This is a genomic window from Candidatus Methylomirabilota bacterium (assembly GCA_035315345.1).
GTDB lineage: Bacteria > Methylomirabilota > Methylomirabilia > Rokubacteriales > CSP1-6 > CAMLFJ01.
The window spans coordinates 1-14,751 of the sequence record DATFYA010000041.1 but is presented as its reverse complement, the minus strand read 5'-3'; the positions used below and the strand labels follow the sequence as shown (position 1 = coordinate 14,751).

Below are 14,751 nucleotides of genomic sequence, written 5' to 3'. Positions count from 1 at the left end.
CGCCGATCCCGTAGAACCCGAAGCCCCACCCGAAGACCGCGATCAGGAACGCGCAGCCGACGACCTTCCAGCCGTGGAACACCATCGCCGGAGAGCCTAGCGCAGCCCCCGGGCGGATGTTTCATGCCCGGACGAATCCAGATCCCCGGGGTCGCGACGGGCCCGGTGCGCTCGCCGGTGCGGATTAACCGCGGCTCCCGGCCGCGAATTTGGTATCAAGTAGGGAGATGGCCACCGCAGAAGCCGCGTCGGGAACGGCGACACCGAAGCCCGCCGTCTCCGCCGTGGAGATGGGCGCGCGCCAGCGCGAGATCTCGGTCTCCGAGTTCTTCACCAAGAACCGGCACCTCCTCGGCTTCGACAGCCCGCGGAAGGCGCTCCTCACCTGCGTCAAGGAGGCGGTGGACAACGCCCTCGACGCCGCCGAGGAGGCCGGCATCCTGCCCGACGTCGTCGTGGCGATCGAGGTCGTGCCGAGCAACGGGTCGCCGCCGCCGCCAGCCAGCCAGGCGACGCGCTTCCGGGTCACCGTCACCGACAACGGCCCCGGCATCGTCCGGCAGCAGATCCCACCAATCTTCGCGAAGCTCCTCTACGGGTCCAAGTTTCACCGGCTCCGGATGAGCCGCGGCCAGCAGGGCATCGGGATCTCGGCGGCCGGCATGTACGCGCAGCTGACGACGGGGAAGCCCGTCCAGATCACGTCCCGGACGAGCCCTCGCTCCCCCGCCCACTACTTCGAGGTGCAGATCGACACCAAGAAGAACGAGCCGCTGATCCTCGAGAAGAAGCAGATCGAGTGGGAGCACGCCCGGGGCACGCAGGTCACGCTCGAGGTCGAGGGCCGCTACCAGAAGGGGCGCGCGTCGGTCGACGAGTACATCGAGCAGACCGTCATCGCCAACCCGCACGTGCGGCTCACCTACCACGCGCCCGATGGCGAGACGAAGGAGCTGGCGCGGACGTACACCGAGTTGCCGCCGTCGCCGAAGGAGATCAAGCCGCATCCCTACGGCATCGAGCTGGGGATGCTGCTCAAGATGCTCCAGGACACCCGGAGCCATTCCGTCTCCGGCTTCCTGTCCGGCGACTTCAGCCGGGTGTCGCCCCGCCTCGCCGACGAGATGTGCAAGGCGGCCGGGCTCTCACCGCGGGCGCGCCCGCGCGACGTCCACGGCGAGACCGCGGAGGCGCTCTACAAGGCGATCCAGGCGACCAAGATCATGGCGCCGCCCACGAACTGCCTCTCGCCGATCGGGGAGAAGGCGATCCTCTCCGGCCTCTACCAGCAGATCAAGGGCGAGTTCTACACCGCGGTGAGCCGTCCGCCCGCGGTGTACCGCGGCAATCCCTTCGTGATCGAGGCGGGCCTGGCCTACGGAAAGGCGCCCGAGCCCGAAGGGGCGCTCCCCGAGAAGAAGGCGGTGCCGCTGGCCGAGGGCGAGCAGGAGTCGGGCGACCACGAGCTGGCGCGCGTCATCCGCTACGCCAACCGCGTGCCGCTGCTCTATCAGCAGGCGGCCTGCTCCAGCTACAAGGCGGTGCTGGACACCACGTGGCGCAACTACGGGGTGACCCAGTCGCGGGGCGCGGCCCCCGCCGGCCCCATGGTGATCTTCGTCCACATGGCTTCGGTGTGGGTGCCGTTCACCAGCGAGTCCAAGGAAGCCATCGCCGACTACGACGAGATCCGCAAGGAGATCACGCTGGCCCTGCGCGAGTGCGGGCGCCGCCTGGGCGCCTTCATCCGACGGCGCGAGCGGGCCCACAGCGAGCATCGTCGCCGCAACATCTTCGAGCTGTACATCGAGGAGGTCGTCGAGTCGTGCAACCGCCTCAAGGGCGGCACGCTGCCGGTCGCGAAGCTGAAGGAGCAGCTGCACCGCATGGCCTCGCTGCGCACCGGCGGAGCCAAGACCGACGAGGCCCTCGGCAAGAACGGCAGCGGGCCGGAAGGGCTGCCGCACTCGATCATCGTGACCGTCGACGGGGTCGAGGGCGAGGTGCCGGAGCCGGTCGAGGCGGAGACGGTGGAGGGGAATTCCACGAATGGGGCCTCGGCGGGGGACGACAAGCCGGCCCGGGGCAAGCGGACGCGCGGCAAGGGCGCCGCGCCGCGGCGGGCGGGCAAGCCGGTCCGGAAACGCGCCGCGGGCAAGCGCCGGACGCGGTAGGATCCGGCCATGGCCTCGAAGACCCGCAAGCCCAGCGCGGTGGAGAAGAAGCTGATCGGCGTCGCCGACGTGGTGATCAGCGCGGCCCAGAAGCGCCGCGATCCGACCCTGGCGATCCCGGTCCGCTCGCTGTCGAACGTCAGCTTCAACGAGCGCAAGGGCCATCTCGAGATGGGCCGGCGCAAGCAGGCGCGCTCGTTCTTCAACGTGGGCATGGCCAAGAAGTTCATGCAGACCGTCCTGGTGGCCGACGCCCTCTGCGAGCTGCAGCGGGCCAACCTCACCACCTCGCTGCGGGAGATCTACTACCGCACGAAGCACACCATCAAGAACTCGCACGAGAACACGCTCGACACCCAGGACGAATCCGACCCGTTGATCGAAGACCTCGAGGTCACCCTGGAGGCCCTCCGCGAGGAGCTGCACGTGCGGGCGGAGAACGCGGGCTCCATCGTGGGGCCGCTGGTGCTGGTCGACGACGGCGATCAGGTGGACTGCGCGCGGCTCGGCAAGGGCGGCTATTCCGTGCCCTCGATCGTCGAGCCGGAGTACCTGCAGATCCGACGGTGCACCGCCGACTTCGTGCTGCTGGTCGAGAAGGGCACGCAGTGGAACCGGCTCTCCGAGGACAAGTTCTGGCGCCGCTACAACTGCATCCTGCTCACCGGCAACGGCCAGCCGCCCCGCGGGGTACGACGGCTGGCCCGGCGGCTACACGAGGAGAAGGGCCTGCCGGTCTACGTGCTGGTGGACAACGACCCGTGGGGCTACTACATCTACTCGGTGGTCAAGCAGGGCTCGATCAACCTGGCCTTCGAGAGCCAGCGCATGGCCATCCCCAAGGCGAAGTTCATCGGGCTCTCCAGCGCGGATCCCGAGGCCTACGGGCTGCCGCGCAACGTCGGCATCAAGCTCAACGACAAGGACATTGCGCGGGCCCGCGAGCTGCTGAACTACAGCTGGTTCCAGAAGAAGCCGTGGCAGGAGGAGATCAAGCGGATGCTGTCGATCGGCCTCAAGTACGAGCTGGACGCGCTCGCCAACAAGGACTTCCAGTACCTCACCAAGCGCTACCTGCCGCGCAAGCTCAAGGAGAAGGACTGGCTCGACTGATGAGCGAGCAATTCCCGGGCTGCCTGCTGATCGTCACCGTCGAGGTCGACCCGGCCGTCGAGGCCGAATGGAACCGCTGGTACGACACCGTGCATCTGCCCGACGCGCTCAAGTGCCCGGGGGTGCGGCGGGGGCGCCGCTACGTCTCCACCGGCGACGTCTCCGAGACGACCCACGGCAAGACCGAGCGCGCGGGCACGCGCATCTACACCACGATCTACGAGCTGGACAGCCCCGCCGCCACCTCGACCCCGGAGTTCCAGGCCATGCGCGGCTGGTATCACTTCGCCCCCCACGTCCGCTCCCGCACCCAGACCATCATCCCGGCGTAGCCCGGGGTCAGGTCTTGCATTACGACATTTCCGCCCAGGCCGGGGTCAGGCCGGGGTCAGGTCTTGCATTACGACATTTCATCGCGCGGCAGCCTGCTGGGCAATCGTCGGAAATGTCGTATTGCAAGACCTGACCCCATCTGGACGGGGTTGAGATGATGGAGGCATGGCGAGCTTCCAGCGGGATCTGTTCGCCGTCGAGACTCCGCGCTGCGATGCGCAACTAGGCGGGCTGCAGCGGACGGACCTGGGGGCCGGCGCGTGGATCGACCATCGGCCGGAGTGGATCGAGGGCCACGAGGCCCTGCTGGACGCGCTCTGGACGGCGATGCGCTGGCAGGCGCACCGGCGCCGCATGTACGACCGCGTGGTGGACGTGCCCCGCCTCGTGGCGTCGTGGCCGGACGACGGGCCCGGCCACCCGCTGATTCCCGATCTGGCCCGCGCGCTCTCGCAACACTACGGCCGACCGCTGCCCGGCATCTCGTTCGCGGCCTACCGCGACGGCCGGGACAGCGTCGCCTTCCACGGCGATCGCCTGGGCCCCGCGCGCGAGGATGCGATCGTGGCGATCGTCGCGCTGGGCGCGCGGCGGCGCTTCCTGCTCCGCCCGGTGGGCGGCGGGCGCTCGCGCGCCTTCGACTTCGGCGGTGGCGATCTCCTCGTCATGGGCGGCACCTGCCAGCAGACGTGGGAGCACGCGGTCCCCAAGGTGGCGCACGCCGACCTCCGCATCAGCATCCAGCTCCGCTCCGCCCCCGTCGATCCGGCTCCGTACTCCTCCTCTTGACAGCCCGCCGGCGCGGTTCTAGAGTCGCACCGGCTGTCGCCCCGTCACGCCGGTCAGGCGGGCTCGAGCCGGTAGCTTCCTCGTCGCACCCGTCGTCGTTCCGCTCCGTTCCGGGATGTGAAGTCCGACCTTGGCCGGCGAGGCGGCCGTGCGGCCTCGTCACGCGCAGCGAGCCGACCCACCACGAGGTTCGATCCGGGATGGCCGACCGCGGCTCCATGCCTGGCGCTCCCCGAGAGGTCAAGCTCGGCTACCTCCACGTCGGCGCCGTCGAGCACGGCATCTGCCGCTACGGCCGCCTGCTGGCCGCCGAGGCGCGACGCCAGCCGAACGTCCGGGTGCTGGAGCGAAGCATCGTGCTCACCGATCGGCCCGCGAGAAACGCGCGAATCGTGCGCGACGCGGCCGAGGCGCTCTCCGCGGCAGACCTCATCCACATCCAGATCAGCACCGCGGGAGACGCCACGTGGGGACGCGACCTCCGCGCCGTCGTGAACCTGTCGCTCTTCCGGCGCTTTTCCGGCAAGCCGCTGGCGGCGACCCTGCACGACGCCACGACCGTCGCCGCACTCGGGATCGACGGGGTGGGTCCGCTGGTGCGGCGCGTGACCGTCGAGACGCTCAAGGGCCCGATGCGGCCGATGGTGCGCCTGGCCCGGCAGGTGGCGGCTCGCCGCATCGATCTCGGTCGGCTGTGGCGGCCGATCTGGGACTTCCGCCACGTCAGCCCGTACGTGGTCGCGCGTTGGGCGGCCCGGCGGGCCCACGGCCTGTTCGTGCTGACCCGCAAGGAGCGCGACGCCCTGACCGCGTTGCGGCGCGATGGCCGGCTCGTGCTGATTCCGCACTTCGTGGAGCAGGCGCCGGCGCCGGTGTCACCGATGATCCGCCCAGGCCGGACGCGGACGGTGGCGCTCGCCGGCTTCATCTTCGCGAGCAAGGGGCACCACCTGCTCATCGACGCCATGCCGTTCATGCCGGACGTGAAGGTCGTGTTCGTGGGCGGCGCCGGGTTCGGGCGATCCGGGCCGGGCCAGTATCGGGCGCTGCTCGAGCAGGCCCAGCGGCGCGGCGTGCGCGGCCGGCTCGAGGTGACCGGCTACCTGGACGATGCCGCCTACGGCGCGGCGCTGCGACAGGCCGATCTTGCGGTGTGCCCGTTCGAGGACAACAAGGCGGCCTCCGGATCGCTGTCATCGCTGATCGCGCTGGACTGCCCGATCCTGGCCTCGGACACGCCCCTCATCGCCGAGTACAACGCGCTCTCGGCGGGCGCGATCGCGACCTTCTCGCCGTTCACCCCGCGGGCGTTGGCCGCGCGTATCCGCGAACTGCTCGACACGCCGCGCGAGCAGCTGACCCGGGGGCTCGGCGAGCTGCGGGAGCGGCTGTCCATCGCTCGCATCGCGGCCCAGCACATCGAGACCTATCGCCGGCTGCTGGACGACCGCTCGGATCCGGGCGCATCGCCGGGAGTCGCCCGCCGTATGGAGCCCGCCTGACCGGGGCGAGGATGTAGTATCGGCTTTGGGGAGGCCGCGGTCGATTCCCTCCCGTGCCGTTCGACCAGAGAGCAGGGGAGGCGAGAGCGCGCGCATGAGCATCTTCTACGGCTGGGTCATCGTGGGCGTGGGCATCGTGGTGACCTGCATCGGCATGGGCGCGATGCTGTCGCTGAGCGTCTTTCTCCAGCCGATGTCCGAGGCGATGGGCTGGTCGCGGACCGGCATCTCGACCGCCGCGCTCCTCAACTGGCTCAGCATGGGCGTGGGCGCGTTCCTCTGGGGCGCGCTATCCGACCAGTACGGCACGCGCGTCGTCCTGCTGCTGGGCGGCGGGCTCCTGGGCATCGGCATGGTCACCGCCAGCCAGGCCACGAGCCTGCTGCAGTTCCAGATCCTGTTCGGCGTGCTGGTGGGGCTGGCGTCGGGCAGCTTCTACACCCCGCTGACCGCCACCACGAGCCGATGGTTCGTCCGGCACCGCAGTCTCGCCGTGGCCCTGGTCTCGGCGGGCATCGGGCTCGGCTCCTCGACGGTCGCGCCCCTGGCGCGGTGGATCATCACGCACTACGACTGGCGCCTGGCCATGTTGGTGATCGGCAACATCGCGTGGCTGGTCATCATCCCGGCCGCGCTGCTCGTGCGCGAGCCGAGCGCCTCGGGACCGGGCGCGGCCGCGGCGGCCTCGGGCGCGGGCGAGCGTGAGATGACGGTGGGGCAGGCGATCCGCACCCCGCAGTTCGCGGCCATCGCGCTCACCTACTTCGCGTGCTGCGCCGCGCACTCCGGGCCGATCTTCCACATGATCACGCACGCGATCGACCGCGGTGTGACCGCGATGGCGGCGGTGACGGTGCTGAGCGTGGCCGGCCTCGCCTCGCTCGGCGGCAGAGTCGTCTGCGGGCTGATCGCCGATCGCGTCGGGGCGAAGCAGACCCTGGTGGTCGGGCTGGCGATCCAGGCGCTCGCGATCAGCTTCTACATCGGCACGCGCGATCTCGTGAGCTTCTACGCGCTCAGCGTGGTGTTCGGCTTCGCCTACGGCGGGGTGATGCCGCTCTACGCGATCCTCGTGCGCGAGTACTTCGGCGCGCGCATCATGGGCACCACCTTCGGCGCGGTGGCCCTGGTCTCCACGCTCGGCATGGCGCTGGGACCGGTGACCGGCGGGTGGCTGTACGACTCCTTCGGCAGCTACTTCTGGCTCTTCATCGCCTCGTGCGCGATCGGGATCGGCGCGGTGGTGATCGCGTTCACCTTCCGTCCGCCGACCGCGGCGCCCGCCGTCCTGTCCAGCCCGAGCGCGGCGCGCCTGTAGCGATGCCTCAGGCGGCCGGCGGCTCCGGCGGCCGGCGGCTCGTCCAGTCGGTCGCGTCCTCGTAGGCCTGCCCGATGCGGAGCGCGGTGGCCTCCGCCCCGGCGTGGGCGACGATCTGCAGCGATGTGGGCAGGCCGGCCGGGGTGAAGCCGTTCGGCACCGCGAGGCCGCACAGGCCGAGGTAGTTCACCGGCCGCGTGAAGTGCGCCGCGGTGCCGGCCTGATCGGCCTGCTCGATCGGGATCGCGGGGGTCAGCGCGGTCGGGGTGAGCAGCGCGTCCACGTCGGCGAGCGCGGCCTCCACCGCGCGGCGATGCTCCTCGCGCTCGGCCAGGGCCAGCAGGTAGTCGCGCGCGGAGATCCCGCGGCCGATCTGGATCCGCGGCCGCACGTGCGGATCCACCGGCAGGCTCTCGTCGTCGACCAGATGGCCCACGAAGCGATAGCCTTCGGCGCCGATGATCCGCCCCGTCGCGGTCGCGTAGTCGCTGAACCGGTGGGGCAGGGTGCAGCGCACGATCTGGGCGCCCTGCTTGGCCAGCGTCTCGATCGAGGCGTCGTAGGCGGCGAGCATGTCGTCGTCGACGCCCTTGCGCTCGACGTCGGGCATCACCGCGAGGCGCAGGCCCGCGACGCCCCGGCGCAGTGTCGGCATCGGATCGGCGGCGGCCCACGCGAGCGTCTGCGCATCGCGCGGGTCCGGCCCGTTCAGCAGGCGGAAGAGGATCGCCGCGTCCTCGACGGAGCGGGCCATCGGCCCCGGCGTGTCGAGCGTGAAGGACAGGGGCAGCACGCCGTACGTGCTGATCCGTCCCGCCGTCACCTTGAGCCCCACGATGCCGCACCAGCCCGCGGGCAGGCGCACCGAGCCGCCGGTGTCGGTGCCGATGGCGATCGGCGCGAGTCCGGCCGAGACCGCCACCGCCGAGCCGCTCGACGAGCCGCCCGGCGTCCGGTGGACCGTCGGGTCCCACGGATTGCGCGGAGTGCCCATGTGGGTGTTGGTGCCCCAGCTGCCCATCGCGAACTCGACGGTGTGGGTCTTGCCGATGACGATCATGCCCGCGGCGATGGCGCGCTCGGCCAGCGTCGCGGTGACCGTGGACACGCGCCGGGCCCAGACCTTGGAGCCGCCGGTGGTGACGCGCCCGTCGAGGTCCACCAGGTCCTTGAGCGCGATGGGCACGCCGTGCAGCGGCCCCACGCGCTGGCCGGCCCGGATCGCCCGGTCGGCGCCCTCGGCGGCCAGCCGCGCCTCGTCGGCGTAGACCGCGATGAACGCGTGCAGCGCCGGGTCGTGCCGGCGGATGCGCGCGAGCAGCGCGTCCACCACGTCCACCGGCGAGAGGGTCCGCGCCCCGAAGGCCTGCGAGAGCTCCGCCACACCGGCCCATACCGGATCGATCGTCGTCATGCCGAGGGTCCTCTCTGGAAGCACTGGCGTCCGATGAAGTCCTTCACCTGCGCGATGCACTTGTCGGTGTCCGGCCCCGCCTGCTGCACGAAGCCGTGGCGGGCGTCCGGGAAATGCTCGAGCTCGACGTGGCCGCCCGCCTGCCGGTAGGCGTGCACGAAGGCCTCGGTGATGGCCGCCGGCACGTTGTCGTCCTGATCCGGCTGGGCGATCCAGACCGGCGGCCGCGCGGTGGCCTCGCCGGCCTGCACGATGCGGGTGACGCTGACTGCCGCCATCGCCGCCTCGTCCGTGAAGAAGGCGCGGTGCGAGGCGATCAGCCGCCTGGCGTCGAAGCCCGAGGGCGGGGGCGGCTCGTGCTCGCGGGAGCGCGCGTAGCGATACCGGGCCAGCGGGTCGGCCACCGGGTAGAGGGCGACCACGAACGCCACCGCGGCGTCGCCCGCGCCGGCGTCGAGGCCGCCGTCGGGCCGCACGATGGGCGTGCCGGCGTGCTCGGGCGCGGCCGGCTTCACGCCGTGCAGGAGCGATAGCAGCCCGCCGCTCGAGCTGCCGAGCAGTCCGATGCGCGCGGCGTCCACGCCGAGGCGGGCCGCGTGCGCGCGGGTGTAGCGGACGCCGGCCGCCACGTCGGCGCCGGCCGCCGGATAGCGGTGATCCGGCGCCTGGCGGAAGTCCAGCGCGACGACGACGAGGCCCGCGGCGGCCAGCGCCCCGCACAGAATGGGGTCCGCGGTGCGATCGAGCCGGGCCCACGCCCCGCCGTGCACGTAGACCACCGCGCCGAGCGGTGCGGCCGCCTCGCCGCGCGGGCGGTACACGCGGGCCAGCAGGTCCGTCCCGCTCGGCCGGGCGAACACGATGTCGTCCTGATCGACCTCGTAGGGACCGGTCATGTCGAAGCGAACGGGCAGGGTCATGGCGTCGTCGTCATGACGACAGGCGCGACAGGTACTGCGCGACGAAGTCGGTGCCGACCAGCGCGACGTAGGCGTCGGTGAGCCGCCGGGTGATCGGCCCGGGGATGTGGCCGTTGCCGATGGGCTGGCCGTTGACCGAGCGCACGCCGCAGATGCAGAGGCTGGTCGAGGTCAGGAAGACCTCGTCGGCGGTGACCGCGTCGTAGACGTCCAGGTCGCGCTCCTCGCAGGGGATGCCGAGGCGCCCGGCCAGGTCGATGACGGTGCGCCGGCTCACCCCGGGCAGCACGTACTGCTCGCGCGGGGTGTACACGCGGTCGCCGCGCACCACGAAGACGTTGCTGCCCACGCCCTCGCACAGGTTGCCGTGCTCGTCCAGGAGGATCGACCACGCCTCGGGCCGCGCCGTCTTCACCTCGCGGTCGGCGAGGATGAGGTTCAGGTAGTTGTGGGTCTTCGCGCGCGGGCTCAGCATCGAGGGCGGCGTGCGCCGGATCGAGGACACCGCCACCTCGATGCCGTCGCGGAACAACGCGGCGCGCTTCCGCAGGGGCAGGGGCGTGCAGTCCACGATCACCTGCGGGCCGGTGTGCTCCCAGCCCTCGTCGCCGATCGCGTCGACCCCGCGGCTGATGCGCTGAGCCACCCACCAGTCGCCCGCGGCCGCGCGCAGCGGCTCGTTGCGCTCGACCACCTGCTCGGTGATCGCGACCATCTCCTTGGGCTCGAGCCCGATGTCGATGCTCAGGTAGCGCAGCGAGCGATAGAGGCGCTCGACGTGCTCCTCGAGGCGGAAGATGCGGCCGTCGAAGGTGCGCGTCATGTCGAAGCACCCGTCGCCCCGGTTGAAGCTCCGGTCGCGATAGGGGATGACGATGTCGGTCTCCAGCGCGAAGCGGCCGTTGAAGTAGGCGGTGCGGGTCCGTGGCAGCAGGGTCATGGGCGTCCTCCCATCGAGATACTACTCCAGGTGCTCGGCCGGTCGCCGTTTCGTCTGGCTACCGCCGGGCGAGCAGCCGGCGGAAGCAGGCCGCGTGCTCGAAGCCGTAGGGGGCGCCCAGCTCGGCCGCGCCCTTCCTGACCCGCTCGCCGATCGTCACGCCTTCCGGCACGTTGAAGCCGGGCAGCTGGCTCTGGTGCCGCACGAGGGCGGCGATCTGACGGTCGATGCCCGCGCCCACGTCCACGATGACATCGGGCTCGTCGGCGCCCCAGTACCACAGCTCGCGCACCTTGTGCGGCTCGAGCCCTTCCTCGGTGATGTGCTCGGCGAAATGCAGGTGGTCGCGGGCGTACGGATACACCGCGTCGGTGGTCACGATGCCGGCCTTGCGGTGGTCGCGGTGCTGGAAGCCCTTGATGCGGTACGGATCGTGGACGAACACGGTGTGCGGGCGGTGGCGGCGGATCGCCCGGACCACGTCGCCCAGGAACTCGCGGGTGTCCTCGAGACGCCCGTCGGGATAGCCGAGCATCTCGACGTGGCGCACCCCCATGAAGTCGGCGGCGGCCCGCTGCTCCTGCTCGCGCTTGCGCACGAGCGCCTCCGGGGTCAGGTCGCGATCGGCGGTGCCCGCCTCGCCGTTGGTGCAGAGCACGTAGCTCACGTCGCAGCCCGCGGCCACCCACGTGGCGATGACGCCGCCCGAGCCGATCTCCGCGTCGTCGGGATGCGCGAAGACCACCATGGCGGATTCGGGCACGGCGGTGACGATCTCGAGCTTGCGGTCGGCGTGATCGGGCATGAAGGGGGTCTCGCTCCTCGGGGTGACGGCGCTAGTGGTGAAGGGTGGCCAGCACCGCGGGCAGCGCGGCCACCAGCTCCTGGAGGCAGGCGCGCACGCGGGCGATGTTGGCCTCGGCCTTGTCGGGAATCCCGCCGCGCGTGATGTGGGCGATGAACTCCTCGCGGTCGGTGGTCATGAGCAGTGACGCGTTGACCTCGAGCTGCAGGGCGTGGACGCGGTGGCGCTCGGGCTGGCCGAAGGTGGTCACGATGTTGCCGCCGGTGTAGCCGGTGACGTTGTCGTGCACCTCGAAGCCGTGGTCGGTGAAGACGCGGGCGACCGCGGCGGCGAGGGGGGGCGCGCAGGTGGCGCCGTGCCGTGTGCCGATGATCACCTGATGGTCGCCCATGCGGCGCGGGCTGCCGGTGTGGCCATCCAGGAGCAAGGCGTAGCCGTACATGGCCCGCAGCTCGGCGAGCAGGCGCTCCAGCGTCGCATAGTACGGATCGTAGAGCGCGCGCAGCCGCGTCTCGAGGTCGTCCGCACCCAGCGGCCGCGCGAAGATGGCCACCTCACGCATCGTGTGGGTGCGCACCACGCCGCGGCGGGATCGCACCTCGTCCTCGTGGCGCTCGAAGTCGTCGCGCCGGCGGTTGACGTCCACGAACATCCGGGAGAACGGGGTGGCCAGCACGGTGGCGCCGTGCTCGTGCAGGTCGCTGTAGAGGTCGGCCGCGAACGTGTCGGCGAAGCCGTAGGCGAAGGTCTCGAACCGCGCCTCCGCGTAGTGGTCCCGGGTGATGTCGGGGAGGGGCTGCGTGCCGTAGTGGGGGACGCTGACCAGGATCGGCGCGCGGGCTCCCCCCGTGGGATGCCGGACGATCGGAAAGGGCTCCACCGGATGGGCTAGGGGGCGAGCGAGCCCCGAGTCGGTATCCGGCCCGGAGGTGCGGCGGAGCGGAGAGCGATCGTCCGTCCCATGCCCGGAGTCTAGGCGACAACGAGACGGAAGGCAAAGCCCGGGCCGAGGGTCAGGCCCGGGTCACTCGCGATCGACCAGCAGCTTCAGGGTGACCCGGCGCTTCTTGGCGTCGGGAATGTCCGCGTTGGTGATCGGCCCCAGGCTGGCGGACTGTATCCGTGCGAGCTGGATACCCTTGTCCATCAGGAACTTTCGCACCGCGTCCACGCGTCGCTGGCTGAGGCCGTAGTTGTAGTCGGTCGCTCCGCGCGGATCGGTGTAGCCGCCCAGCTCGACGGTCAGCGTCGGATGCTCCTCCATCTCCTTGGCCACCGAGATCAGCGCGGTCTGGGCGGCGTCGGTCAGCTCGATGCTGTCCGGCGAGAAGTACACCTCGAGGCTGCTGGCGGTCGCCTGGTTGAAGCGGTTCTTCCACAGCCGTGTCAGGCGCCCGTCGACGGTCTCGGCTTTCTTCGAGGCCTCGTCCGCTCGCTTCTGCGCGTTGCCCACCGAGCCGGCGAGGCCTTCGACACGCTCGTCGACCTGGTTGAGGCGCTGGTTCATCTGCTCGAGCCGGTCCTCGACACTGGACCCGCTTCCGGATTGGACCCGCGTGGCTGGAGGGGGCGGCTCTCTGGTCGGGCTCACCCGACCGGCCTGGGCGGTGCGCGTCGGCACAGGCTCCGCGGTCATGAAATCGGTGCCGGCGCAGCCTCCGCAGAGGAGCAGCACGACGAGCGGCAGTGTCGGTCGTGGGCGTGATCGCATGAGCCCTCCCGTGGGCGCGTTCCTTCTACCGGCTCGTGTTCCCGGCCGCAAGCGCGGCCCGCGCCCGGCCGAGCAGATCGGGATCGGTCGCCGTCGAGGCTTCCATGCGGCGGTACACGGCATCCGCGGTCGCCCGATCGCCGGTCGCGACCAGCCCTCGCACCGCGCCGAGCTGCGCCCGCTGGCCCCAGGTCGAATCCGGATTCAGGTACGCCGCGGTGAGGAACCAGCGCACCGCGAGCGCGTCCTGGCCATCCGCGGTGAGGCTCTCCCCCAGCCGCACCGCCGCTTCGCTGTACACGTCGCCCTCGGCGCCCTTCACGATGCGCTCGAACAGGGCGCGCGCCTGCGCTCGCCGTCCGATCGCGTCCATCATGCGTGCGCGCGGCAGCAGGCTCTCGGCGGTCCATTCCGCGCGCGGGTGATCGCGCGCCAGCTGCTCGTAGGCGGCCAGCGCCTCATGCGGCCGGCCGAGCGCCTCGTACACCTGCCCCTGCAGGTACAGGCGTCGCGGCGCCTGGTCTCGCGAGCGGTCGGTGGCCGCCACCTGCGCGATCTGCGCCTGCGCCAGCGTCGGCGATCCCGTGCGCAGCAGCGACTCGGCGAAGTCCAGGCGCGCCGACGACTTGAGGGGGTTCGACGGATACCGGGCCAGCATCTGCTCGTAGGTTGCGCGCACCACCGACCACTGGCGATCGGCCGCCGCCTGACCGGCCACCGCGGCGAGCAGCGTCGGATTGGATGGATACGTCGGATAGCCGGTCACCAGGTCGCTGGAGAGGGCCTGCACGTCCGTCCAGAGGCGATCCTCGGTGCCGAGCCGGACCAGCGTGTGCAGCACGGCCGGCGTGGTCTCGGCGTCGCCGGCGCCGTTGAGGAACGGCTCGGCGAACTGCTGCAGCGGGGGACTGCCCGCCGCCAGAGCCTGACAGCTGCGACCGTCGACCCGGATCAGGGGCGCGTCGGCTCCGCCGCGGGCCAGGCCCTCGACCACGATGTGCCGCTCGTACCCGGCGCACAGCTGCCTGGTCCGGATCAGCTCGCGAAGGTCGGATCCGGCGTCCTTCTCGCGGCCCGTTTTCACCAGGAGCACCGACCGGCTCAGCCGGCCGACGGCGGCCGCCGGGCTGCTGGGGTAGCTCTTCACCAGCTGGTCGAACCACTGCCGCGCGGCCCTCGCATCGCCGGCCTGCACCGCAGCCTGGGCGCTCAGCAGCAGCCCGAGCGGCGCGCGCTCGTCCCTGGGGAAGACGTGGGAAATCTGCGCCCACGTCCGCTGTGCACTGTCGACATGGCCGAGGCGCACCTGGGCCCACCCCAGCGCCAGCGCGATTTGCGGAGCCGCCGGATCGTGGCCGTTCTTGGACAGGAACTCGCCGTAGTGTCGGGAGGCCAGCGCGTAGTCCTTCGTTCCGTACGCGGCCTCGCCCGCGACGAGCAGCGCGCCCCGATGCACGGAGGTCGTGGTGAGGCTCTGCAGGACGCTCTCCGCCCGACTCAGCGCCGACGCGTAGTTGCGGTCTGCCAGATCAGCCCGGGCTTGATCGAGCATCGCGGTCGCCGATGGTCCAGCCGGACCGGACGTCGCCGATCCCGAAGACGGGGCTCCGCCGCCAGGCGACCCGCCGGTCCCGCCCCCTCCAGCCGCGGCTCCCGCGCCACCCGCCGCACCGGCTGCGCCCGCAGCTCCGCCACCAGGGCCGGCGCCTGCTGCGCCCGCCGCACCGGCGGC

14 protein-coding genes are annotated in these 14,751 nt (G+C 71.4%); 6 read left to right on the top strand and 8 right to left on the bottom strand.

The window, feature by feature from the left end; all coding sequences use genetic code 11:
* Positions 1 to 227 precede the first annotated feature (227 nt).
* From VKN16_05205 to VKN16_05180, 6 genes are all read left to right on the top strand, one after another.
* Entirely contained in the window at positions 228 to 2,174 is a 1,947-nt protein-coding gene (locus VKN16_05205; GenBank protein HME93595.1) for a DNA topoisomerase VI subunit B, read from the top strand.
* Between the two features lie 9 nt (positions 2,175 to 2,183).
* Positions 2,184 to 3,287 (top strand): DNA topoisomerase IV subunit A, encoded by a 1,104-nt coding sequence (locus VKN16_05200; GenBank protein ID HME93594.1) that lies wholly within the window; start codon positions 2,184 to 2,186, stop codon positions 3,285 to 3,287.
* Positions 3,287 to 3,619 carry a DUF4286 family protein gene (locus VKN16_05195; protein HME93593.1) on the top strand — a complete coding sequence of 111 codons (333 nt, stop codon included), beginning with the start codon at positions 3,287 to 3,289 and terminating at the stop codon, positions 3,617 to 3,619. The genes VKN16_05200 and VKN16_05195 overlap by 1 nt, the downstream gene beginning before the upstream one ends.
* A 166-nt stretch (positions 3,620 to 3,785) precedes the next feature.
* A complete protein-coding gene (locus VKN16_05190; GenBank protein ID HME93592.1) occupies positions 3,786 to 4,409 on the top strand; it encodes an alpha-ketoglutarate-dependent dioxygenase AlkB in 624 nt (207 codons plus the stop codon).
* Positions 4,410 to 4,609: 200 nt separating this feature from the next.
* Positions 4,610 to 5,911, top strand: coding sequence for a glycosyltransferase family 4 protein (locus VKN16_05185; GenBank protein ID HME93591.1), 1,302 nt, complete (start codon positions 4,610 to 4,612; stop codon positions 5,909 to 5,911).
* A 94-nt stretch (positions 5,912 to 6,005) separates the two neighbouring features.
* Positions 6,006 to 7,229: an MFS transporter gene (locus VKN16_05180; GenBank protein HME93590.1), complete on the top strand. Its 1,224-nt coding sequence runs from the start codon at positions 6,006 to 6,008 to the stop codon at positions 7,227 to 7,229.
* A 7-nt stretch (positions 7,230 to 7,236) separates the two neighbouring features.
* On the opposite strand, the gene VKN16_05175 is transcribed toward VKN16_05180, so the two are convergent.
* From VKN16_05175 to VKN16_05140, 8 genes are all read right to left on the bottom strand, one after another.
* A complete protein-coding gene (locus tag VKN16_05175; protein HME93589.1) occupies positions 7,237 to 8,643 on the bottom strand; it encodes an amidase in 1,407 nt (468 codons plus the stop codon).
* Positions 8,640 to 9,563, bottom strand: a complete 924-nt coding sequence (locus VKN16_05170; protein ID HME93588.1) for an alpha/beta hydrolase — start codon at positions 9,561 to 9,563, stop codon at positions 8,640 to 8,642. The genes VKN16_05175 and VKN16_05170 overlap by 4 nt, the downstream gene beginning before the upstream one ends.
* Positions 9,564 to 9,573: 10 nt before the next feature.
* Entirely contained in the window at positions 9,574 to 10,503 is a 930-nt protein-coding gene (locus VKN16_05165; protein ID HME93587.1) for an aminotransferase class IV, read from the bottom strand.
* Positions 10,504 to 10,561: 58 nt separating this feature from the next.
* Positions 10,562 to 11,308 carry a PIG-L deacetylase family protein gene (locus VKN16_05160; protein ID HME93586.1) on the bottom strand — a complete coding sequence of 249 codons (747 nt, stop codon included), beginning with the start codon at positions 11,306 to 11,308 and terminating at the stop codon, positions 10,562 to 10,564.
* Between the two features lie 31 nt (positions 11,309 to 11,339).
* Complete coding sequence (locus VKN16_05155) at positions 11,340 to 12,188, bottom strand: N-formylglutamate amidohydrolase (protein HME93585.1); 849 nt, start codon at positions 12,186 to 12,188, stop codon at positions 11,340 to 11,342.
* 144 nt (positions 12,189 to 12,332) lie between these two features.
* Positions 12,333 to 12,815 (bottom strand): OmpA family protein, encoded by a 483-nt coding sequence (locus VKN16_05150; protein ID HME93584.1) that lies wholly within the window; start codon positions 12,813 to 12,815, stop codon positions 12,333 to 12,335.
* A gap of 229 nt (positions 12,816 to 13,044) precedes the next feature.
* Positions 13,045 to 14,571: a tetratricopeptide repeat protein gene (locus tag VKN16_05145; protein HME93583.1), complete on the bottom strand. Its 1,527-nt coding sequence runs from the start codon at positions 14,569 to 14,571 to the stop codon at positions 13,045 to 13,047.
* Positions 14,517 to 14,751 (bottom strand): hypothetical protein (locus tag VKN16_05140; GenBank protein ID HME93582.1); only part of this gene is annotated, 235 nt, incomplete at its 5' end. The genes VKN16_05140 and VKN16_05145, both read right to left, overlap by 55 nt.